This window comes from Sinorhizobium saheli (assembly GCF_001651875.1).
In the GTDB taxonomy this organism is placed as follows: Bacteria; Pseudomonadota; Alphaproteobacteria; order Rhizobiales; family Rhizobiaceae; genus Sinorhizobium; species Sinorhizobium saheli.
On sequence record NZ_LNQB01000072.1, the window covers coordinates 63,915 to 85,390 of the forward strand.

The 21,476-nt window shown below is 64.1% G+C and carries 18 protein-coding genes; 5 read left to right on the top strand and 13 right to left on the bottom strand.

All coding sequences use genetic code 11. The annotated features are described in order from the left end of the window. Positions 1–16 precede the first annotated feature (16 nt). The 5 genes from ATB98_RS12500 to ATB98_RS12520 all read right to left on the bottom strand — a co-directional run bounded on the left by ATB98_RS12500 (position 17) and on the right by ATB98_RS12520 (position 6,475). Positions 17–706 (bottom strand): DUF502 domain-containing protein, encoded by a 690-nt coding sequence (locus tag ATB98_RS12500; RefSeq protein ID WP_066874046.1) that lies wholly within the window; start codon positions 704–706, stop codon positions 17–19. 19 nt (positions 707–725) lie between these two features. Next, a complete protein-coding gene (locus ATB98_RS12505) occupies positions 726–1,223 on the bottom strand; it encodes a GNAT family N-acetyltransferase (RefSeq protein ID WP_066874048.1) in 498 nt (165 codons plus the stop codon). Then, a complete protein-coding gene (glmS, locus tag ATB98_RS12510) occupies positions 1,220–3,046 on the bottom strand; it encodes a glutamine--fructose-6-phosphate transaminase (isomerizing) (RefSeq protein ID WP_066874050.1) in 1,827 nt (608 codons plus the stop codon). Before glmS ends, ATB98_RS12505 begins: the two co-directional genes overlap by 4 nt. A 145-nt stretch (positions 3,047–3,191) precedes the next feature. Further along, positions 3,192–4,562, bottom strand: a complete 1,371-nt coding sequence (gene glmU, locus ATB98_RS12515; protein WP_066874052.1) for a bifunctional UDP-N-acetylglucosamine diphosphorylase/glucosamine-1-phosphate N-acetyltransferase GlmU — start codon at positions 4,560–4,562, stop codon at positions 3,192–3,194. Positions 4,563–4,828: 266 nt separating this feature from the next. Further along, positions 4,829–6,475 carry a Na/Pi cotransporter family protein gene (locus ATB98_RS12520; RefSeq protein ID WP_066874054.1) on the bottom strand — a complete coding sequence of 549 codons (1,647 nt, stop codon included), beginning with the start codon at positions 6,473–6,475 and terminating at the stop codon, positions 4,829–4,831. 365 nt (positions 6,476–6,840) lie between these two features. On the opposite strand from ATB98_RS12520, the gene ATB98_RS12525 reads away from it, so the two are divergent. Genes ATB98_RS12525 through ATB98_RS12545 form a run of 5 tightly spaced genes read left to right on the top strand, consistent with a single transcriptional unit; the run spans position 6,841 to position 12,320 of the window. Then, the gene (locus ATB98_RS12525) at positions 6,841–8,733 is read left to right on the top strand and encodes a peptidylprolyl isomerase (protein WP_066874056.1); all 1,893 of its coding nucleotides are present in this window, start codon (positions 6,841–6,843) and stop codon (positions 8,731–8,733) included. A 19-nt stretch (positions 8,734–8,752) separates the two neighbouring features. Next, positions 8,753–9,766 (top strand): anthranilate phosphoribosyltransferase, encoded by a 1,014-nt coding sequence (gene trpD, locus ATB98_RS12530; RefSeq protein ID WP_066874058.1) that lies wholly within the window; start codon positions 8,753–8,755, stop codon positions 9,764–9,766. Positions 9,767–9,775: 9 nt separating this feature from the next. Continuing rightward, positions 9,776–10,591 (top strand): indole-3-glycerol phosphate synthase TrpC, encoded by an 816-nt coding sequence (gene trpC / locus ATB98_RS12535; RefSeq protein ID WP_066874059.1) that lies wholly within the window; start codon positions 9,776–9,778, stop codon positions 10,589–10,591. Next, entirely contained in the window at positions 10,591–11,085 is a 495-nt protein-coding gene (gene moaC / locus ATB98_RS12540; RefSeq protein WP_066874061.1) for a cyclic pyranopterin monophosphate synthase MoaC, read from the top strand. Before trpC ends, moaC begins: the two co-directional genes overlap by 1 nt. Then, positions 11,085–12,320, top strand: a complete 1,236-nt coding sequence (locus ATB98_RS12545) for a molybdopterin molybdotransferase MoeA (protein ID WP_066874064.1) — start codon at positions 11,085–11,087, stop codon at positions 12,318–12,320. The genes moaC and ATB98_RS12545 overlap by 1 nt, the downstream gene beginning before the upstream one ends. Positions 12,321–12,397: 77 nt before the next feature. Here the strand turns inward: ATB98_RS12545 and ATB98_RS12550 are convergent, their stop codons facing one another. From ATB98_RS12550 to pcsA, 8 genes are all read right to left on the bottom strand, one after another. After that, positions 12,398–13,690, bottom strand: coding sequence for a hemolysin family protein (locus ATB98_RS12550; RefSeq protein WP_066874066.1), 1,293 nt, complete (start codon positions 13,688–13,690; stop codon positions 12,398–12,400). A gap of 121 nt (positions 13,691–13,811) precedes the next feature. Beyond that, positions 13,812–14,573, bottom strand: coding sequence for a FadR/GntR family transcriptional regulator (locus ATB98_RS12555; protein WP_066874068.1), 762 nt, complete (start codon positions 14,571–14,573; stop codon positions 13,812–13,814). A gap of 275 nt (positions 14,574–14,848) precedes the next feature. Continuing rightward, complete coding sequence (locus ATB98_RS12560) at positions 14,849–15,919, bottom strand: BMP family ABC transporter substrate-binding protein (RefSeq protein WP_066874070.1); 1,071 nt, start codon at positions 15,917–15,919, stop codon at positions 14,849–14,851. A gap of 42 nt (positions 15,920–15,961) precedes the next feature. Then, a complete protein-coding gene (locus ATB98_RS12565; protein WP_066874072.1) occupies positions 15,962–16,882 on the bottom strand; it encodes an ABC transporter permease in 921 nt (306 codons plus the stop codon). Continuing rightward, positions 16,882–17,976, bottom strand: coding sequence for an ABC transporter permease (locus ATB98_RS12570; protein ID WP_066874074.1), 1,095 nt, complete (start codon positions 17,974–17,976; stop codon positions 16,882–16,884). Before ATB98_RS12570 ends, ATB98_RS12565 begins: the two co-directional genes overlap by 1 nt. Further along, entirely contained in the window at positions 17,966–19,531 is a 1,566-nt protein-coding gene (locus tag ATB98_RS12575; RefSeq protein ID WP_066874387.1) for an ABC transporter ATP-binding protein, read from the bottom strand. Before ATB98_RS12575 ends, ATB98_RS12570 begins: the two co-directional genes overlap by 11 nt. Before the next feature lie 33 nt (positions 19,532–19,564). Beyond that, entirely contained in the window at positions 19,565–20,542 is a 978-nt protein-coding gene (locus ATB98_RS12580; protein ID WP_066874076.1) for a quinone oxidoreductase family protein, read from the bottom strand. A 76-nt stretch (positions 20,543–20,618) separates the two neighbouring features. Beyond that, positions 20,619–21,344, bottom strand: coding sequence for a phosphatidylcholine synthase (gene pcsA / locus ATB98_RS12585; RefSeq protein WP_066874078.1), 726 nt, complete (start codon positions 21,342–21,344; stop codon positions 20,619–20,621). Positions 21,345–21,476: the final 132 nt, after the last annotated feature.

Here is a 21,476-nt window from a genome sequence, read left to right on the forward strand (position 1 = left end):
GGCGCGCGGGCGCACGTCAGGCTGTCTCTTGCTGCGCGATCGGCCGTGGCGCATTGGCGAGCGGCTTGTGATCCGGCGCGACGAGACCGCCGGAGATCAGGAGCTTGGCAGCATCCTCGGCGCTCATCTGCAACGGGATGATCTTCTCGCGCGGCACGAACAGGAGGTAACCGGCGGTCGGAAGCGGCGTCGGCGGCAGAAATACCGCGACCATGTCCATGCCGCGCTCGTTGAACTTGGCGGCGATCTCCCCCTTCGCGTCGGTGGCGATGAAGACCAGCGACCAGAGCCCCGGGCTCGGATATTCGATCAGACCGGCCTTCTTGAAGGAGGAGGACTGGTCCTGGAGCACCGTTTGAAAAATCTGCTTCAGGGACTTGTAGATGGTGCGGACGAGCGGCATCCGGTTGAGGAGCGACTCGCCGAAATTGACGATCGACCGGCCGACCAGGTTCGCGGTCATGAAACCGACGAGGGTGATGACGACGATGGCGACGAGGAGACCGAAGCCGGGGATTGCCACCGGCAGATAGTTGTCCGGGTTGTAGAAGCTCGGCAGGTAGGGCTTCACCCAGCTGTCCGCCCATTCGATGAAGGAGCGGACCAGCCAGACCGTGATGGCCACGGGCGCGCAGATGATCAGTCCCGTGAGAAAGTAATTGCGCAGCCGGGCTGCGATGATGCCGCTTTTGGAACCGTCCGTCATGCCGTTGCCACCGACTCCGTCAAACCGGCCCGAAGGCCGGATGATAGCTGACAGTGCCGGAAACCCGTGTTTCCGACAAGCCTAGAAACATGAAATATTGCGGCGCACAACCCGGAAAGACAAGGGCTGGATCACCGGCGAATCCGAACCTTCGGTAGAAGCCCGGATCGCCGAGGACGACGCAGCCGGCGGCGCCCATTTCCCGCAGCCTATCAAGACCCTCACGGATGAGGGCGCTGCCCGCGCCGCGCCCCTGCCTGTCCGGCCGCACGGAAACGGGACCGAGCCCGTACCAGCCGGCGGCAACGGGCGTGATCGTGACCGGCGAGAAGGCGACGTGGCCAATCACCACGCCCTCTTCCTCTGCCACCAGCGACAGGGCCAGGGCGTGGGCGTCACGCAACCGCTCGATGATCAGCGGCTCGGTCTGGTCGCTGTGCGGATGGCCGGCGAATGCCGCCGCCGTCACGTCGCGGATGACGTCGTGATCACCCATGCGCTCCGGCCGTATGATCATTCGACGGTCACCGACTTAGCCAGGTTGCGCGGCTGGTCCACGTCCGTGCCCATGAAGACGGCCGTATGATAGGCGAGAAGCTGAACCGGCAGGGAGAAGATCATCGGAGCGATGATCTCGTCGACCTCCGGCAGCACGATCGTGTGCATCGTATCGAGCGTCGAGACGGCAGCCCCCCGTGCATCGGTGATGAGGATGATCCGGCCGCCGCGGGCCGCCACTTCCTGCATGTTCGAGACCGTCTTGTCGAAGAAGCGGTCGTGCGGCGCGATGACGATGACCGGCATGTTCTCGTCGATCAGCGCGATCGGACCGTGCTTCAGCTCGCCGGCGGCGTAGCCCTCGGCGTGGATATAGGAAATCTCCTTGAGCTTCAGCGCGCCTTCCATCGCCAGCGGGAAACTGGTGCCACGGCCGAGATAGAGAACGTCGCGGCACTTCGACAGCTCGCGCGAGAGGTGCTCGATCTTCGGCTGGATGCTGTTCAACACCTCACCCATGATGCGCGGCATCTCGGCGAGGCTGTGAACGAGTGCCTGCTCCTCCTCCTCGCTCACCGTTCCGCGCGCCCTGCCGGCGCCGATCGCGAGCGCCGCAAGCACAGCGAGCTGGCAGGTGAAGGCCTTGGTCGAGGCGACACCGATCTCCGGCCCCGCCAGGATCGGGAAGACGGCATCGGACTCCCGCGCAATCGTCGATTCGCGGGCATTGACGACGGCGCCGATCTTTAGCCCGTGTTCCTTGCAGTACCTGAGCGATGCCAGCGTGTCGGCCGTCTCGCCCGATTGCGAGATGAAGAGGGCGGCCGATTGCGGCGACAGCGGGATCTCGCGGTAGCGGAACTCGGAGGCGACGTCGATCTCGACCGGCAGCCGGGCATAGCGTTCGAACCAGTATTTGCCGATCAGCCCGGCGAGATAGGCGGTGCCGCAGGCGGAGATCGCCAGGCTCGGGACCTTGGCAAAGTCGATGCCGTCGCCAAGCGGCGTCACCCGATTCTGGATGAAATTGACGTAGTGGCCGAGGGCGTGGGCAATGACCTCCGGCTGCTCGTAGATCTCCTTCTCCATGAAGTGCCGATGGTTGCCCTTGTCGACCATATAGGCTGCAGCCGTCGAAACGTGCCGCGGCCGCGTGACGACATTGCCGTCGATATCGAAGATATGCGCGCCGGTCTTGCCGACGACCGCCCAGTCGCCGTCGTTCAGATAGGTGATGTCGTTGGTGAACGGGGCAAGGGCGATCGCGTCCGATCCGAGGAACATCTCGCCGTTGCCGTGGCCGATCGCGAGCGGCGGCCCGTTGCGCGCCGCCATGATGGTCGACGGATCGTCCTCGAAGAGAACCGCGAGCGCATAGGCGCCCCTCACCCGCCTCAGCATAGCATGCATCGCCTCGCGTCGCCCCATGCCGTCGCGGCGGTACTTTGCCAAGAGCTGGGCGACGACTTCGGTGTCGGTCTCGGTCTGGAACGCGGCACCGGCCGCGCTCAGTTCGTCCTTGACCTCGGCGAAGTTCTCGATGATGCCGTTGTGTACGACCGCGATGCCATCGGTGAAATGCGGGTGCGCGTTGCGCTCCGTCGGCGCGCCGTGCGTTGCCCAGCGCGTGTGGGCGATGCCGATGGTGCCGGCCAGCGGCTCTTCCTTGAGTCTCGCCTCGAGGTTGAAAAGCTTGCCCTCGGCGCGCCGGCGATCCAAGGCGCCGTCATGGATCGTCGCGACCCCGGCCGAATCATAGCCGCGATACTCCAGGCGCTTCAACGCATCGACCAGCCGCTCCGACACCGGCTGGTGACCGACGATGCCAACAATTCCGCACATATCCCTCTCCGCGTCCTTTTCACGCCGTTGCGGCGTTCAAGCTTCTATGCGGCGACCCTGTCGCCGTTTCGAAAGCCTTGGTAGCGGAATTGCCGCGCGAGGCAATCCGCTGCGATCTCACATTCAGTTTCAATATTTAACGAGACTATTCGGCTACCTTGACCTTCTTCCTCGCTGCCTTCTCGGCTTCGTAGCGCTCCCGCAATACCGGCGCCCTGCCCCGCTTGACCTCCTGGCGGGCGCGGCCGAAGGCGACCGCATCCGCCGGCACATCCTGCGTAATGACGCTGCCGGAGGCGACGAGGGCCCCGTCGCCGATCGTCACCGGCGCGACGAGCGACGAGTTCGAGCCTACGAAGGTATTCTCACCGATGCGCGTCACGTGCTTGTTCACGCCGTCATAGTTGCAGGTGATGGTGCCGGCGCCGATGTTCGATCCGGCTCCGACGAAGGCGTCGCCGATATAGGTCAGATGGTTGACCTTGGCGCCGGCCCCGATCTCCGCCTTCTTGACCTCGCAGAAATTGCCGACCTTCGATTTCGCTCCGAGATCGGCTCCGGGCCGCAGGCGCGCGAAAGGCCCGACGGTCGCGCCCGCCCCCACATGCGCCCCCTCGACATGGGAGAAGGCGTGAATGACCGCACCACTCTCGACGCGCACCCCCGGACCGAAGACGACGTTCGGCTCCACGAGGACGTCCTGCGCGAGCTCGGTATCCCAGGCAAGGAAGACCGTCTCCGGCGCGATCATCGATACGCCGGATAGCATCAGTTCGTGCCGGCGGCGCTGCTGCCAGAGACGCTCGATATAGGCAAGCTCGGCGCGGGTGTTGCAGCCCGTCAGCTCCTCCTCAAGAGCCTCGACGGCGATTGCACGGCCACCGAGGCCGCGAACGATCTCGACGAGATCGGTGAGGTAATACTCGCCCTTGGCATTGGCATTGCCGATGCGGTCGAGGAGATCGAGCGCCTTGCGGCCGTTGATCGCCATCAGCCCGCCGTTGCAGTAGCTGATGCGGCGCTCCTCCTCGGAAGCGTCCTTGTGCTCGCGGATGGCGAGCAGCGTGCCGTCCTCGACGATTAGCCGCCCGTAGCCGGTCGGGTCCGCCGTCCGGAAGCCGATGACGACCACATCGTTGCCCGCGGCCAACCCGTCGCGGGCGGCCTTAAGAGGGGCGGCGGTGATGAGCGGCGTGTCGCCGAAGACGACGAGGATATCGTCATAGCCCCTGGCGATCGCCTCACGCGCCGCAAGCACCGCGTGCGCAGTGCCCAGCCGTTCCTTCTGGAAGAACGAGGCGACGGTGACCTTGCCCGTCTTCGCCGCTGCCGAGACCGCGTCCGCATCACGACCGACAACCAGCGCCACCTCCGAAATCGACGCGCTCTCCAGAGCCTCGACGACATGGGCGATCATCGGCCGTCCCGCCACGGGATGCAGCACCTTCGACATGGCCGATTTCATTCGCGTGCTCTCGCCAGCCGCCAGGATGATCGCCAGGCAAGTCCGTTCCATACTTCAGTCTCCTTGGTATTCTCTCTCCGGATCAACGTCACCGGCGCGGCGTCTCGGGCACGATGCCCCATCGCGACGCGTTCCTATCAGCAACATATTGCGAGAAGCATAATTCGCACAATCACGTCGCGTTACCCCGGTTTAAACGCGGCCGCAAGCTACTGCATGTTTTCTTGAATCGACCTCGATTTAAAGAGAAAGACACGCAGCAATTCAAAGTCGCTACAGCGACCTTTGCGCGTCCGGTAAGACGCGGCGCCGTATGATCACCCCGGCGGCCGCAACCGGCTTTCCGTGAGCAGCCCGCTCTCTTCCAGGATAGGATAGGCAACAGAGGCGATATGCGCATTGATGCGCTTCAAGTCCCGCAGCATGTCGAGGTGCAGCGAACTCGTCTGCAGGCTTTCGAGCAGGCCGTCACGAAGACGCTCGAGGTGTCGCTCCGCCGAACGCTTTTCCATATGGCGCACGTCCACCTTCACCTCGATCAGATGGCGCGCCAGGTCGGCATTGCGCGTGACGAAGATGGTCTGGGCGATGCGCAGGTTGTCGATGGTGAGACCGAAAAGGCTCTTCAGTTCCTGATAGCCCTCCTCCGAGAAACGCAAGCCGCCGCTCACTTTCTTGGCGATCTGCTCGCAGAGACCCTTTTCGATGATGTCGCCCATATGCTCGAGGTTGATTGCGTAGTCGATGATCACGATCGAACGCCGCCCGTCCTCCTCGTTCAAACCGTCGCGCCCCAGCCGTGACAGGAAAATCTTCACCTCCTGCTGCAGCAGATCGACCTGCCGCTCCATCTTGCCGATGTCGCTCAGTTCACTCAGGTCGTTCTTGCCGAAGGCGCTCGATGCGCGCGCCAGCATCGCCTCGATGACGTCGCCCACCCTCAGCACCTCGCGCGTCGCACCGGAAAGGGCCATCACCGGCGTGTCGAGCGCGGCCTCGTCGAGATAGCGCGGACCGGTCTCTGCGCCCTCCTCGTCGGGGATGAAGCGGCTCATCATGCGGGCAAGCGCTCCGGCGAAGGGCCAGGCGACGATCGCGACAACCAGGTTGAAAAGGAGGTGGACGTCGACCGGCAGGTTCTGCCGCGGCAAGGGCAGGCTCTGGAGCACGTCGGCGCTGAGACCGACGGCAGGCAGCGCGATCATGCAGCCGATGCCACGCACCACCAGGTTGCCGAGCGTGACGCGCCGGGCAGCGGGCGCCGAGCCGAACGTCGTGATGACCGGCGGAATGGCTCCGCCGAGATTGGCGCCGAGCACCAGCGCCACCGTCAGCCCGGCCGACAACACGCCTGCGGAAGACAGCGAAAGCACCAGCATGACGATCGCGAGACTGGACGACGAGGCGAAGGCAAGGCCGGCCGACATGATCATGGCGACGGGCCAGGCATTGTCGAGCATGCCGAGAAATGCCGCCAGCGCCTCAGATTCGCGCATCGGTTCCGTGGCCGTGCCGAGCAGGTCGAGCGACAGCAGCATCAAGCCGATGCCGACGAGGGCAGAGCCCGCCCCCTGGCGCGCACTCGACCGGCCGAGACGGTGCGTGGCGACGCCGGCGAGGATGATGAGCGGCGATAGCCAGCCGATGCCGAGCGCGACGATCCAGGCCGTCACGGCGGTACCCACATTGGCGCCGAGCAGGACGATCTGCGCCATTTGCGAGCGTATCAGCTCCTTCTCGACAAAGGAGGCCGTCATCAGGGCGGTGGCGGTCGAACTCTGCAGGGCGAGCGTCGCGACGAGCCCGGTGGCAAAGGCCCTGACCGAACCGCTCGTCCCCCGCGCGAGGCCGGCGCGCAGCCGCGAACCGAACGCGCGCGTCACCCCGTCCTTGACGAGCGACAGGCCGAACAGGAGCAACGCGACAGCGCCGAAGAGATTGACCATCACGATGGTGGACTGCATGGCACGGATTCCCGTAATGGCCGGCGGATTTCAACGTCTTTCACACATCTATCGAAGACACGAATCACTCTCGTTTGCCATAGAAAGACGTACTCCAGACTCGTAATTTGACACAGGATATTCAATTGCCGGCTAACGAATCCGACATATACATTGCCGTTCGCGTCCCGTCGCAGTCGCTCCGCTCGCCTGCCGCCGCGACGCCTTGAGGAAGAGATCAGGCGGTCACGCCTCGCCCTCGCGGGAACCGAAACGGATCCGGTCGGAATTTGCAGCAATGCGGCCTTCAATTCCTGTGTGGATTGTTTTAAGGAACGAATTCATTTGGCGTCACGCCACCGCATTGCAACGAGGTTTCTGCCCCCATGCTCGACTCCCTGAGAAACGCCGCCCAGACCCGCGTCGTCAAAGGCCTCATGGCCATTCTCATCGTCTCATTCATGGTGTGGGGCGGCCAGACGCTGATGGTTCAGAGTGGGCCCAACGCGGTGGTGACCGTCGGCGACGTCAAGGTGTCGGCGAGCGATTTCCGGCTGGCCTATGAGCGCCAGGTGAGCCTGCTGTCGCGGCAGCTCGGCACGCCGCTGACACGGCAGCAGGCCCGCGCCTTCGGCGTTGAAAACCAGGTTTTCGCCCAGCTCGTCGTCGGCGCGGCACTGGACCAGCTCGCCAACGACATGAACCTCGGTCTCTCCGAAGACCGGCTCGCCCGGCTCATCGGCGAGGACCCCGCCTTCCACGGCGTCAACGGCCAGTTCGACCGGATGACGTTCTCGAGCGTCTTGCGCAATGCCGGACTGACCGAACAGGACTACATCAACAATCGCAGCCAGGTGGCGGTGCGCTCGCAGATCGTCGACGCGCTGTCGGATGGCTATACGCCTCCAAAGGCCCTCGTCGAGGCGATCGGCAAGTATCGACATGAGACGCGCACGATCGACTACCTCATGCTCTCGAACGCCAATATCGACGCCGTCAAGGCTCCGGGCGACGACGTGCTCGCCCCCTGGTTCGAAAGCCGGAAGGCGAACTATCGCGCTCCCGAATATCGCAAGTTCAGCTATATCAAGCTGGAGCCGGAAGACCTGGCCGCGACCGCGTCCGTCTCCGAGGAAGAGCTTCGCGCGGACTACGAGAAGCGCAAGGAAAGCTATCGCACCGCCGCATCCAGAACCGTCGAGCAACTCGCTTTCCCCTCGCGTGAAGCGGCCGATGCCGCGGCGGCCAAGCTTGCCGCCGGCACCTCTTTCGACGATCTCGTCAAGGCCGAGGGCAAAGCGCCGGCGGACGTGCTGCTCGGCGACTTCACCAGGGAGCGGATGCCCGACGCCAAGATCGCCGATGCCGCCTTCGCGGTAACGACGAACGGCGGTACCACCCCGGTCGTCGAGGGTGCTTTCGGACCGGTCATCCTGCGCGTCACCAATATCCGCCCGGAGAGCACCCGCAGCTTCGAGGAGGTCAAGGAGGAGCTGCGCAAGGAAATCGCCCTTTCGATCGCGCAGGACACGCTTACCGGTCTGCACGACAAGATCGAGGACGAACGCGCCGCCGGCACGCCCGTCAAGGAGATCGCGGAGCAGCTCAAGCTGAATCTCGTCACCGTCGATGCGGTCGATGCAACCGGCAAAGACCAGAACGGAGACGAAGTGAAGGGCCTCCCCGAACCGCGCACGCTCTTGCAGGAGGTCTTCAAGGCCGAGGTCGGCCTCGACACGCTTGCCGTCAACATCGGACGCGACGGTTACGCCTGGTTCGACCTCGACGAGGTCATCCCGGCGCGAGATCGCACGCTCGACGAGGTGCGCGACGAGGTGGCTGCCGACTGGACCGCCGAGCAGCAGCGCACCGCGCTCGCCGCGAAGGCGAAAGAGCTCAAGGAACGCATCGAGAAAGGCGCCAAGATCGCCGACATCGCGAGCGAACTCGGCCTTGCCGTCGAAACCAAGGTCGGCTTGAGCCGCTCGACCGAAGACGCGGCGCTCAGCCCGGCCGCCGTCGCGGCCGCCTTCGGCGGCCCGAACGGCCATGTTGCCAATGCGCCGGGCATCGGCGGTGAAGGTCAGATCCTAATGCAGGTGACGGCCGTCGACGACGACGCGCCCGCCAACGCGCTCGACGACGACAGTCGGCAGATCGAGGCCATTGCGCGGGCGAGCGGCGACGACATCCTCGACCAGATGGTCTCCACGCTGCAGACGGCTTATGGCGTATCGATCAACCAGACGCTTGCCGAGACGGCATTGGCGCAACGATGACGGACGGAGGAACGAAGGCATGACCGATCTGAAACCGTTCGTCGCCAAGGTCGCCGCACGAGAGGCGCTCAGCCGCGAAGATGCCCGCGCCGCTTTCGAAATCATCATGTCCGGAGCGGCAACGCCGTCGCAGATCGGCGGCTTCCTGATGGCGCTGCGGGTACGCGGCGAGACCGTCGACGAAATCGTCGGCGCCGTCGGCGCGATGCGGGCCCGCATGTTGCCGGTGGAAGCGCCCGAGGACGCGGTCGATATCGTCGGCACCGGCGGCGACGGCGCCGGCACCTACAATATCTCGACGCTTGCTTCGCTGATCGTCGCGGGCGCCGGCGTGCCGGTCGCCAAGCACGGCAACCGGGCGCTGAGTTCCAAATCCGGGACCGCCGATGCGCTCTCCTGCCTCGGGGTCAATCTCGAGATCGGGCCGGAGGCGATCTCGCGCTGCATCAACGAGGCGGGCATCGGGTTCATGTTCGCCCAGCAGCATCACTCGGCGATGCGCCATGTCGGCCCGACGCGCGTCGAGCTTGGAACCAGGACGATCTTCAATCTGCTCGGTCCGCTGTCCAATCCCGCCGGCGTCAAACGGCAGCTCGTCGGCGTCTTTGCGCCCCAATGGGTCGATCCGCTCGCGGAGGTGCTGCGTGATCTCGGTTCCGAAAGCGTCTGGGTCGTCCATGGCGAAGGGCTCGACGAGATCACCACGACCGGAGTGACCAAGGTCGCGGCGCTCAAGGACGGCAAGATCACCAGCTTCGAGTTGACGCCCGCCGATTTCGGCGTCGAGCCGGTCACGCTCGACGCCTTGAAGGGTGGCGACGGCGCGCACAATGCCGCGGCGCTCAAGGCCGTGCTCGATGGCGCCGAGAACCCCTATCGGGACATTTCCCTTGCGAATGCCGCGGCTTCGTTGATGATAGCGGGGCGCGCCAAGGACCTCGTGGAAGGTATGGCGCTCGCCCGGCAGTCGCTGTCGAGCGGTGCCGCCAAGACCGCCTTGCAGCGGCTGATCACCGTCTCCAATGCGGCCTGAGGAGAGGACATGACCGATATTCTGCGCAAGATCGAGGCTTACAAGCGCGACGAGATTGCCGCGGCGAAGTCACGTGTTCCGCTCGATGAGCTGAAAGCGCGGATTACCGATCAGTCGCCGCCGCGCGGCTTCCATGCCGCACTTGCCGCGCGCCGCGAGAAGGGCGCGTTCGGACTCATCGCCGAGATCAAGAAGGCGAGCCCGTCGAAGGGCCTGATCCGGCCGGACTTCGATCCGCCGGCGCTTGCGCAAGCCTACGCCGCGGGCGGTGCCGCCTGCCTCTCCGTGCTCACCGACAACCCGAGTTTCCAGGGCGCGCCGGAATTCCTGACGGCAGCCCGCGAAGCCTGCCCGCTTCCGGCGCTGCGCAAGGACTTCATGTTCGACAGCTACCAGGTCTTCGAAGCCCGTGCCTGGGGCGCCGATTGCATCCTGCTGATCATGGCGTCGCTCAGCGACGACGATGCATCGCGGCTCGAGGAAGCCGCCGTTTCCCTCGGCATGGACGTCCTCGTTGAAGTGCATGATGCCGGCGAGATGGAGCGGGCGCTCCGGTTGGCCTCGCCGCTCGTCGGGATCAACAATCGCAATCTCAGGACATTCGAGGTCGATCTAGCGGTCTCTGAACAGCTTGCGGCGATGGTTCCCTCGGACCGCCTGCTCGTCGGCGAAAGCGGCATCTTCACGCATGCGGACTGCCGGCGGCTTGAAAAGAGCGGCATCACGACGTTCCTGGTCGGCGAAAGCCTGATGAGGCAGGACGATGTGGAAGCGGCGACGCGCGCGCTGTTGACCGGCGCGGGCAGCGTCCTGGCGGCAGAGTGATGGGCGGTCCCTCCCTCACCCACATCGACCGTGCCGGCGAAGCCAACATGGTCGATGTCGGCGACAAGGCGGAGACGATGCGCATCGCCGTTGCGGAAGGCTTCGTCCGGATGAAGCCAGAGACACTGGCGCTGATCCTCGAAGGCAATGCCAAGAAGGGCGACGTGATCGGAACGGCCCGGCTCGCCGGCGTCATGGCGGCGAAACAGACGTCCAATCTCATTCCGCTCTGCCATCCGCTGATGCTGACGAAAGTGTCGGTGGACATTGCACCGGACGACACGCTTCCCGGGTTGCGCATCGAAGCCATGGCGAAGCTCACGGGCCGCACGGGCGTCGAGATGGAGGCGTTGACCGCCGTCAGCGTCGCCTGCCTGACGATATACGACATGGCCAAGGCCGCTGATCGGGAGATGGAAATCGGCGGCATTCGGCTGGTGAGCAAATCCGGCGGCCGCTCCGGCGACTATCGCCGCCGGAAAGAGGAGCGCTGATGTCGCTGCTTTCGGTCGAGGAGGCTCTTAACCGGGTCGTCACCAAGGCACGGCCGCCGCATCGGACGGAACGCCTGCCCCTTCACGATTGCCTCGGTCGGGTGCTCGCCGAGGATGTCGCCGCGCAACTTACGCATCCGCCGTTCGACAATTCCGCCATGGACGGCTACGCCGTGCGCCACGCCGATATCGCCGAAGTCGGCGCGGAATTGATTGTCGTCGGCGAGTCCGCCGCAGGGCGCGGATTTCGCGGCGACGTGAAGAGCGGCGAGGCCGTACGCATCTTCACCGGCGCGCCGTTGCCTGCCGGTGCGGACACGGTCATCATCCAGGAAGACGTTGAACGCCTGCCGGACGGGCGCATCCGCACGCAGTTTGCGCCGGCCAAAGGCCGCCACATCCGCTTGGCGGGCCAGGATTTCCGGGAAGGCGAGATCGCGCTTGCCGCCGGGCAAGTGCTCGATGCCGGCCGTCTGACGCTCGCGGCGAGCATGAATCATCAGAGCCTGCCGGTCTTTCAGCGACCGAAAATCGCGATCATCGCCACAGGCGACGAACTGTTGCCACCGGGCAGTATTCCCGGCGCCGATCAGATCATCGCATCGAACAGCTTTGGCGTGGCCGCGATCGCTCGCGAAAACGGCGCCGATATCCTCGACCTCGGCATCGTCCCCGACGATCGCGCCGCCATTGCCGCCGCCGTTGCCGCGGCACAATCCGCCGGGGCCGACGTGCTCGTCACCCTCGGCGGCGCCTCCGTCGGCGAGCACGATCTCGTCCAGTCGACGCTGGTCGGCTGCGGCATGACGCTCGATTTCTGGCGCATCGCCATGCGGCCGGGAAAGCCGCTGATGGTGGGCGAACTCGCAGGGATGTCCGTCCTCGGCCTGCCCGGCAATCCGGTTTCGAGCCTTGTCTGCGCCCTGCTTTTCCTCGAGCCGCTGACGCGCAAGCTCGCGCATCTGCCGCCGCGAACGCGGCTGGCCACCGCGCGGCTCGCCGTAACGTTGCCCGCCAACGACCGCCGCCAGGATTATGTCCGGGCCCGCCTCACCGTCGCGCCGGACGGATTGCTTCTGGCACAGCCGTTCTCGCGGCAGGATTCGTCGATGGTCAGCGTCTTCGCGCTGTCCGAAGGCTTGATCGTTCGGCCGCCGAACGCACCCGAAGCGGCGGCGGGAGAGGCCTGCACCGTGCTCAAACTCAGAGACCCCGCTTATGCGGAAGGGCAGTGACGACCGTTCTTCTGACGTCGAACCGTATATCTGACCCGTTTTCGGCTTTGCGGCCATTGCCCGCGCCGCGTCGACCGTCAGGCCGCGCCTTCGCTGCTTCGGCTGACGAGGATCTTGTCGATGCGGCGGCCGTCCATGTCGATCACCTCGAAGCGGTAGCCATGCGCCTCGGCCGCATCGCCCTCCTCCGGGGTCTTGCGCAATTGCTGCACCAGGAAACCGGCTATCGTCTCGAAATCGCCGTCGGACTCGATGCCTTCTATGCCGATCTGCAGGTGGATTTCATCGATCGGCGTGCGTCCGTCGACGAGATAGCTTCCATCTTCGCGACGGCGAATGAGGGCATGTTCGAGATCGTCGTAATTGGAGGGGATGACGCCGACGATCGCCTCGAGGATGTCGGCGGTGGTGACGATTCCCTCGGTGCTGCCGTATTCGTCGACGATCATCGCCATGTCGATGCTCGCCGCCTTGAAGGCTTCGAGCGCCTTCAGGCACGAGGCCGTCTCCGGCAGCGTGAGAATCTCGCGGATATAGTCGCGGATATCGAATGGCTTGCTCGTCGGAGCGTTGAGTATCTCCTTTGCCAGCACCGCTCCGATGACGTCGCCCGACGGCCCCTCGATGACCGGGTAGCGCGAATGGCCGAACTGGCGAATCTTTCGGGCGATTGTTTCCGGGCCGTCAGCGACGTCGATGAAACTGACCTCGGTTCGGTGCGTCATGATCGATTTGACGTTTCTGTCCCCGAGGCGGATGATGCGCCGCAGCATCTCGTGCTCGCTCTTCTCGATCGCGCCGCTCTCCACGCCTTCGGCCATGATCGCATGCACCTCCTCCTCGGTGACATGATCGGGGTCCTCGGCCCTCATGCCCATCAGGCGCATCGCCAAACGCGCCGCAGTCTCGAACAGATAGACGACTGGCGCCGCTATGCGTGACAGCCAGGTCATCGGCCGCGCCACGAAAATCGCCAGGCCTTCCGAGTTTCTGAGTGCGAATTGCTTGGGAATGAGCTCGCCGATGACGACCGACAGGAAGGTGATGAGCGTGACGACGAGCGCCACGGCAACCGTATTGCCGTAGGGGTTCACCCAGGCGATCTCGTCCAGCACCGGCGCGAGCTTCGCCGCGATCGTCGCGCCGCCATAGGCGCCCGCCAGGATGCCGACGAGCGTGATGCCGACCTGAACCGTGGAGAGAAACTTCCCCGGCTCCTCGGCCAGCCGCAGCGCGGCCTCGGCGCCGAGGTTTCCCTGCTTCACCATCTGGCGAAGCAGCGGCTTGCTTGCCGAGACGATTGCCATTTCCGAGAGCGCGAAGAAGGCGTTGATAAGCAGCAGAATAAGAATGACAAAAAGCTCGGACATAGGCCCCGTTCATCGCTCATGGAAGGTCGCCGGTTGAGGAACGACTCTCAGATAGGCCAACACGCCTCTGCGGGCAAGGATAGTCTGGCGATCCGCGTCGCGCGGCGGTTGTGGCGCCCCGTCAGGCGAAGTCGGAATTGCCGCCACTTTCCACGTCGAACGCCTTCTGGATCCGATCGCGCCCATATTTTATGACATATTCCATTGCCTGACGCGCGCCGACCTCATCCCTCTTGCCGATCTCCTCGACGATGCGGATGTGATTGCGGGCGACCTCGTCAATGCCGCCCTTCTCATCGGTCGGCGAACTCAACTTGAACACTCCGACAAGCGCCGCTTCGATCAAGCTACCGACTGTTCGCAGGAACGGATTCCCGGACGCGTCAAGAACGGCGAGATGAAACTTGAGGTCGGCCACGGCAAGCGTTTCCGCCGTATGACTGGCATCACCCATTGCGACGGCGAGCCGCATCATCGTGGCGATTTCGGCTTCGGTGGCATTTCTCGCCGCCAGTGCCGCCGCATGCGTCTCGAAGGCAAGGCGCACTTCACTCAAGTGGTGAAGGAAATCCTCATCGACCCCGCAGGCGAAATGCCAGGTCAGAATGTCGCTGTCGAAGAGGTTCCAATCCTTCCGGGACGTGACGCGCGTCCCGATTCGGGCACGCGGCACCACCATGCCCTTGGCGGCGAGCGTTTTCATCGCTTCGCGGAGCACGGTTCGCGATACGCGGAAACGAGCCGCCAGCTCCGGATCGCCGGGCAGGATGCTGCCCACCGGGAATTCACCCGAAACGATCGCCTTGCCGAGCTGGTCCACGACCTGCGCATGGCTCGTCCGCTTTGGCGTGCCGGATATCACGGTCTCAAACAGGCTTTTCAACCCCGTCTCCCCTAAGAATACCCCTCCTTGCCACGCGCAAGGCACGTCGCGCAACAGTGGAACGCCAAACGCCATCCTCACCACGCCAGCGCCAATCAACACTACTGCATGATTCCCCGAATCGGAATCGATTTAAGGAGAAAATCATCAGCACTTCAAAGCGTTGCGGGGACTTGGCCGCCGGGGATGGCGCATGAGAAGACAAACCCCGCGCGAGGAGCACGGGGTTTGCCGTCACGGCGCCCTCGGGACGCCGGCGATTACGCCGCTAGCGCTTATTGCGGCAGCTTGTCGTCGACGCCTTCGACGTAGAAGTTCATGCCGAGCAGCGTTGCGTCATCGGCGGTCTCGCCTTCTTTCAGCCACGGGCTGCCATCCTGCTTGTTGAGCGGGCCGGTGAACGGCTTCAACTCGCCGGACTTGATCTTGGCCTCCGTTGCCTCGGCCATCGCCTTCACGTCGTCCGGCATGTTGGTGTAGGGCGCCATGGTGAGGATACCGTCCTTCAGGCCGTCCCAGCTCGAGGTCGATTCCCATTTGCCATCGAGGAAGGCCTTCGTGCGCTTGACGTAGTAGGCGCCCCAGGTATCGACGATCGCGGTGAGCTGCGTGTTCGGGCCTGCGGCGATCATGTCGGAAGCCTGGCCGAAGGCCTTGATCCCACGTTCGGCGGCGACCTGCATCGGGGCCGTCGTGTCGGTGTGCTGCGTCAGGATATCGACCCCCTGGTCGATGAGCGCCTTGGCGGCATCTGCCTCCTTGCCCGGGTCGAACCAGGTGTTCGCCCAGATGACCTTGATCTTGAAGTCCGGATTGACCGACCGGGCGCCGATCACGAAGGAGTTGATGCCCATCACCACTTCCGGAATCGGGAACGAAGCGATGTAGCCGGCGACGCCTTTTTCGGACATCTTGGCCGCGATCTGACCCTGGATGTAGCGGCCTTCATAGAAGCGGCTGTTGTAGGTCGCGACGTTCGGCAGCGTCTTGTAGCCGGTGGCATGCTCGAACTTCACGTCCGGGAATTTCTGCGCGATCTTGATCGTCGCGTCCATGAAGCCGAACGACGTGGTGAAAATCAGCCCGCAGCCGGAGCGTGCCATACGCTCGATCGCGCGTTCCGCATCAGGACCTTCCGGCACGTTTTCAAGAAACTGCGTTTCAATCTTGTCGCCGAGTTCCTTTTCGAGCTGCTGCCGGCCGATGTCGTGTGCCTGGGTCCAGCCGCCGTCGGTCTTGGAGCCCACATACACGAAGCAGATCTTGGCTTTTTCCTGGGCGCTCGCGGCTGCTGCGAAGCCGAGCACCGCGGTTGTCGTTGCGAGGGCGAGGAGTAGTTTTTTCATTTTTGACCTCTGTCGGTTTGAGAATGCCCGTCTGTTTGTCGTTCACCGTTCCGGCACAAACGGTTTGCCGAGCGATGCCGGCGTATTGATCAGGGTCATCCGCCGGTTATGCGATATCAGAATGAGTACGACAATTGTCGCCACATAGGGAAGCGAGGAAAGGAACTGCGAGGGGATGCCGATGCCGAAGGCCTGGGCATGCAACTGGCTGATCGAGACGGCGCCGAAGAGATAGCCGCCGGCGACCACCCGCCAGGGCCGCCAGGAGGCGAAGACCACGAGCGCAAGCGCGATCCAGCCGCGGCCGGCCGACATATTCTCCACCCATTGCGGCGTATAGACGAGTGACAGCTGCGCGCCGGCAAGCCCGGCGCAGGCGCCACCGAACAGGACCGCGAGATAGCGGATGCGGATGACGTCGACCCCAAGCGCGTGCGCCGAGGCGTGACTGTCGCCGACGGCGCGCAGCTTCAGCCCGGCGCGGCTCCTGAACAGGAACCAGTGGATGCCCGCGACGATCGCGATCGACAGATAGAAGATCGCGTCCTGACGAAACAGGAGCGGGCCGAGGAAAGGAACCTCAGAAAGCAGCGGGATCGCGATCGGCTGCAGCTTGATGCCCTGCATGCCGAGAAAGCTCTCGCCGAGCATGCCTGACACGCCGAGGCCCAGCAGCGTCAGCGCAAGTCCCGTTGCCACCTGATTGGCGACGAGCGTCAGCGTCAGGAAACCGAAGAACAGCGCGAACAGTAATCCGGCGGCGACACCGGCGAGAATTCCGACATAAGGCGAACCGGTGATCTGCGTCGCCGCGAAGGCCGAGACCGCGCCCATGATCATCATGCCCTCGACGCCGAGATTGAGCACGCCGGAGCGCTCGGCAACGAGTTCGCCGGCAGCCGCCAGCACCAGCGGCGTGGCGGCCGTGATGACGCTCAGGAGGATTGCTTCGATGATGCCCATCAGTGCGCCTCATCCGTCTTGGCAACCGCGAATCGCTCCCACACGAGCCGGATGCGGTAGTGAATGAGCGTGTCGCACGACAGCACGAAGAACAGCAGCAGCCCCTGGAAGACGCGCGTGACCTTGTCCGACACGCCGATCGAAAGCTGTGCCGCTTCGCCGCCGAGATAGGTGAGCGCCAGGACGAGACCGGCGGCGACGATGCCGAGCGGATTGAGGCGGCCGAGGAAGGCGACGATGATCGCCGTGAAGCCGTAGCCGGGCGAGATCACCGGCCGCAGCTGCTGGATGGCACCGCTCACTTCCGCAATGCCGGCAAGCCCGGCAAGCGCGCCGGAGAACAGCATCGAGAACCAGATCATCTTGCGCGAGGAAAAGCCGGCAAAGCGCCCGGCCCGCTCCGATTGCCCAAGCACCGTGATCTCGAACCCGCGCAGCGTGTAGCGCATCATGAACCACACCAGCACGGCGGCGATGATCGCGAAGGCGAATCCCCAATGCGTGCGCCCGGATGCGAGCATCTCGGGCAGGATCGCATCGGGCCCGAAGGTGCGGGTTTCGGGAAAGTTCATGCCCTGCGGGTTCCGCCACGGGCCGCGCACGAGCCAGTCGAGAAAGAGCTGGGCCACATAGACCAGCATCAGGCTCGTCAGGATCTCGTTGGTGTTCATATGCGCCTTCAGAAAGGCGGGTATGGCGGCGAAAAGCGCGCCGCCGATCATTCCGAAAAGCATCATCAGCGGCAGCACCAGCGGCGACTGCCAGTCGTAGAAGACGACCGGCAGGATCGAACCTGCGATCGCCCCCATGATGAACTGCCCCTCGGCGCCGATATTCCAGTTGTTGGAGCGGAAGCAGACGGAAAGCCCGACGCCGATCAGGATCAGCGGCGCGGCCTTGATCGCCAGTTCATGCAGCGACCAGACCTCGATCAGCGGTTCGACAAAGAAGCTGTAGAGTGCCGTCACCGGGCTCTTGCCGAGCAACGCGAACATGATGCCGCCGAAGACGATGGTGAGCGCAAAGGCGATGAACGGCGAAAGCACCGAGAACAGCGTCGAGACCTTGGCGCGTTTTTCGAGTTCAATGCGCATGGGCGGCTCCCGCTTCGCCGTGAATGCCACCCATCAGCAGACCGATCTTCTCGCGCGAGAGTTCGCGCGCCGGATAAGGATCGGAAAGGCGACCCTCGCTGATCACCGCGATTTCCGTCGCAACTTCGAATATCTCGTCGAGGTCCTGGCTGATCACCAGCACGGCGGAGCCGGCCCTGGCGAGATCGACAAGGGCCTGGCGGATGCGGCTCGCCGCGCCTGCGTCTACGCCCCAGGTGGGCTGGTTGACGACGAGGACGGCGGGCTGGCGGTCGAGCTCGCGGCCGACGATGAATTTCTGAAGGTTGCCGCCCGAGAGGGAACCGGCTGGCGGATCCTCGCCGCTCTTTCGAACATCCATCGCCTCGGAAATCCGCTTCGTCGCCGCCTTGACCGCACCTTGGCGAATGATCTTCAGCAAGCCGCCGCCAAGGAAGGCCCGCCGGTCGGACCGGTGGCGCGCGAGCACCAGGTTGTCGGAGAGCGAGAGTGTCGAGACGGCGGCATGTCCGTGCCGTTCCTCAGGAACGAAGCCCGCACCGATCAGGCGGCGCGCATTGATGTTCTTGGTTCCGACCGGCCTCTGGCGGATCTGGACGGCATTGTCGTCGGCCACCGTATATTCGCCGGAGAGCGCGTCGAAAAGTTCGCCCTGCCCGTTGCCGGCGACGCCCGCGATCGCCAGGACCTCACCGGACCTGACCTTGAGGCAGACGTCTTTCAACGACACCGCGAAAGGCGTGCGCGCTGCGACGGAGAGGTGCCGCGCCTCCAGTTGCACATCGCCCCTGGTGTTCGTGCCCTCCGCCGTGACGACAGCGACGTCGCTGCCGACCATCATTCGCGCGAGCGAAGCCGGCGTTTCGGCCCGCGGGTCGCAGGCACCGGTGACCTTGCCGTGCCGCAGGACTGTTGCCCGGTCGCAAAGGCGTTGAACCTCTTCCAGGCGATGGCTGATATAGAGGACGGAACGCCCCTCGGACTTCAGCTTCCGGAGCGTTTCGAACAGACGATCGGCCTCCTGCGGCGTCAGCACCGAGGTCGGCTCGTCGAGGATGATGAGCTGCGGATTCTGCAGCAGCGCCCGCACGATCTCGATGCGCTGCCGCTCACCGACGGAGAGATCGGCGACATGCGCGTTCGGATCGAGCGGCAGCCCGTAGACATGCGAAAGTCGAGACGCCTCCTCGGCAACGCGCGTGAGCGAGACGTTCCGGTCCATGGAGAGCGCGATGTTCTCAGCGACCGTCAGCGCCTCGAAAAGGGAAAAGTGCTGGAAAACCATGCCGATGCCGAGCTTGCGCGCGTCACCGGGGCTGTTGATGCGAACATTCTCTCCCTGCCAGATGATCTCGCCGGCGCTCGGCGCCAGCACGCCGAAGAGCATCTTCACCAGGGTGGACTTTCCGGCCCCGTTTTCGCCAAGCAGCGCGTGGATTTCGCCGGGTTCTATGTGCAGATCGATTGCATTGCAGGCCGTGAACGAGCCGAACAATTTCGTGAGCTTGCTCACGGCCAGCAGCGGACCGCTCGCAATTTGTCCCTTAACAGGCACGCCGCCCTCTTTCCCCTCTTCGATTCCCATCGGTCAGGGAATCAACAATGTCGTTCCACTCGTTTTTCTTGCTTCGAGATCCGTATGCGCCAGGCCGGCTTCGGCGAGCGGATAGGTCTGGTTGATATTGATACGCACTTTGTTGCTTTGCACAACATCAAACAGGGAATTTGCACATGCCTCCAAGGCCGGCCGGGTCGCGACATAGCTGAAGAGTGTCGGGCGGGTCGCGAAGAGCGAGCCCTTCTGCGCCAGGATGCCGATGTTGAAGGCCTCGACCGCGCCGGAAGAATTGCCGAAGCTCACCCAGAGGCCGCGCGGCTTCAGGCAATCGAGCGAAGCGGGAAAGGTGTCGCGTCCGACGGAATCATAGACGACATCGACGCCGCGGCCGCCGGTCAGTTCCTTGACCCGGGTGACGAAGTTCTCCGTGCGGTAGTTGATGACGTGGTCGTAGCCATGGGCGAGAGCCAGGTCGATCTTCTCCTGCGATCCCGCCGTGCCGATCACCGTTGCGCCGAGCGCCTTGGCCCATTGCCCGGCAATCAGTCCGACGCCGCCGGCGGCCGCATGAAAAAGCAGGGTCGTGTCGGGACCGACCTCGAAGGTCTGGTTCAAGAGATATTGCGCGGTCATGCCCTTGAGCATCATCGCGGCAGCGGTCTCCAGGCCGATTCCGTCAGGCACCTTCACGAGTTGCGACGCATCGACGTTGCGTTCGCTCGCATAGGCGCCGTCGGCGGACGCATAGGCTACCCGGTCGCCGACCGAGAACAGGGCGACCCCGTCCCCGACCGCAGTCACGATGCCTGCGCCCTCCTTGCCGGGGATGAAGGGCAGGCCGGTCGCGGACTTGTAAAGGCCGGTGCGGAAATAGACGTCGATGAAGTTGAGGCCGATCGCCACCTGGCGGATCTGCACCTCGCCGGGGCCCGGTGCCGCGAGTGTAACGCCCTCCATCTTCAGAACTTCCGGTCCGCCGAGTTCGCGAACGACGATCGCCTGTGCCATGACAAACTCCTTACGATGTGATCGATCTGGTGACGTGGAGCGCGGCGCGCAATCCGCTCCCGCCTCGCCCCATCCCCTAGGCGCGCCCGAGATCGGGGAAAAGCTGCAGGATGAAACCGATGACGTAGAGATAGAGCCCGGTCGCCACGACGCCAATGACCACCCAGGGCGGCGTCTCGAAATGCAGCAGCAGCGCATACATGCCGAGGGCCGACCAGGCGAGGAAGACGCCGAGATTGAGCGGCCTCAGCCTCTTCACCCGCACCGGATGAAGGAAATTGATCGGCAGGAACGTCAGCACCACCGACAGGAAAACGACAATTGACGCCGTCACTTCGCTCGCCCGGATGACAAAGAGGGTGAAGACGATCATGTTCCAGACGACCGGAAAACCGGAGAAGAAATATTCGTCCGTCTTCATGCCCATGTCGGCATAGTAGATGGCGCTCGATACGACGATCGCCCCCGCCGCCACGAAGGACCAGGGCTCGCCGATCATGCCGCTTTGATAAAGCGCAAAGGCCGGCAGGAGCACATAGGTCACGTAGTCGATGACATTGTCGAGGGTGTCGCCAGACCAGTTCGGCAGCACTTCCTTGACCTGGACCTTGCGCGCGATCGGCCCGTCAATGCCGTCGACGAGCAGCGCCAGTCCGAGCCACCAGAACATGTCTACGAACCGGTGCTCGGCAGCGGCAACGACGCCGAGAAAGGCGAGAAACGAGCCGGACGCCGTGAGGATGTGCACGGAGAAGGCGCGGATCTCGGCATAGGGAACGCGTCTGTAATTGAAGAACTTCATGTGCGAACGCCGCCTGTCCCCTTATCGGTCCCGTCATGCCGTCGGCCGACCGCCGCTGTCGCTGCCGGCCCAACTTTCGCCGTAATATGCACCGTTTGCGCGCCATCGCCAGCAAAATCTCCAACCGCGCGG

Bases quoted from the DNA above. Each gene is read 5' to 3' on its own strand.
- moaC (WP_066874061.1), top strand. From the start codon at position 10,591: ATGGGCGGTCCCTCCCTCACCCACATCGACCGTGCCGGCGAAGCCAAC.
- ATB98_RS12580 (WP_066874076.1), bottom strand. From the start codon at position 20,542: ATGGCACAGGCGATCGTCGTTCGCGAACTCGGCGGACCGGAAGTTCTG.
- glmU (WP_066874052.1), bottom strand. From the start codon at position 4,562: ATGGAACGGACTTGCCTGGCGATCATCCTGGCGGCTGGCGAGAGCACG.
- ATB98_RS12570 (WP_066874074.1), bottom strand. From the start codon at position 17,976: ATGCGCATTGAACTCGAAAAACGCGCCAAGGTCTCGACGCTGTTCTCG.
- ATB98_RS12520 (WP_066874054.1), bottom strand. From the start codon at position 6,475: ATGCAGTCCACCATCGTGATGGTCAATCTCTTCGGCGCTGTCGCGTTG.
- ATB98_RS12525 (WP_066874056.1), top strand. From the start codon at position 6,841: ATGCTCGACTCCCTGAGAAACGCCGCCCAGACCCGCGTCGTCAAAGGC.
- glmS (WP_066874050.1), bottom strand. From the start codon at position 3,046: ATGTGCGGAATTGTTGGCATCGTCGGTCACCAGCCGGTGTCGGAGCGG.
- pcsA (WP_066874078.1), bottom strand. From the start codon at position 21,344: ATGAAGTTCTTCAATTACAGACGCGTTCCCTATGCCGAGATCCGCGCC.
- ATB98_RS12505 (WP_066874048.1), bottom strand. From the start codon at position 1,223: ATGATCATACGGCCGGAGCGCATGGGTGATCACGACGTCATCCGCGAC.
- ATB98_RS12500 (WP_066874046.1), bottom strand. From the start codon at position 706: ATGACGGACGGTTCCAAAAGCGGCATCATCGCAGCCCGGCTGCGCAAT.
- ATB98_RS12545 (WP_066874064.1), top strand. From the start codon at position 11,085: ATGTCGCTGCTTTCGGTCGAGGAGGCTCTTAACCGGGTCGTCACCAAG.
- ATB98_RS12550 (WP_066874066.1), bottom strand. From the start codon at position 13,690: ATGTCCGAGCTTTTTGTCATTCTTATTCTGCTGCTTATCAACGCCTTC.
- ATB98_RS12565 (WP_066874072.1), bottom strand. From the start codon at position 16,882: ATGGGCATCATCGAAGCAATCCTCCTGAGCGTCATCACGGCCGCCACG.
- trpC (WP_066874059.1), top strand. From the start codon at position 9,776: ATGACCGATATTCTGCGCAAGATCGAGGCTTACAAGCGCGACGAGATT.
- trpD (WP_066874058.1), top strand. From the start codon at position 8,753: ATGACCGATCTGAAACCGTTCGTCGCCAAGGTCGCCGCACGAGAGGCG.
- ATB98_RS12560 (WP_066874070.1), bottom strand. From the start codon at position 15,919: ATGAAAAAACTACTCCTCGCCCTCGCAACGACAACCGCGGTGCTCGGC.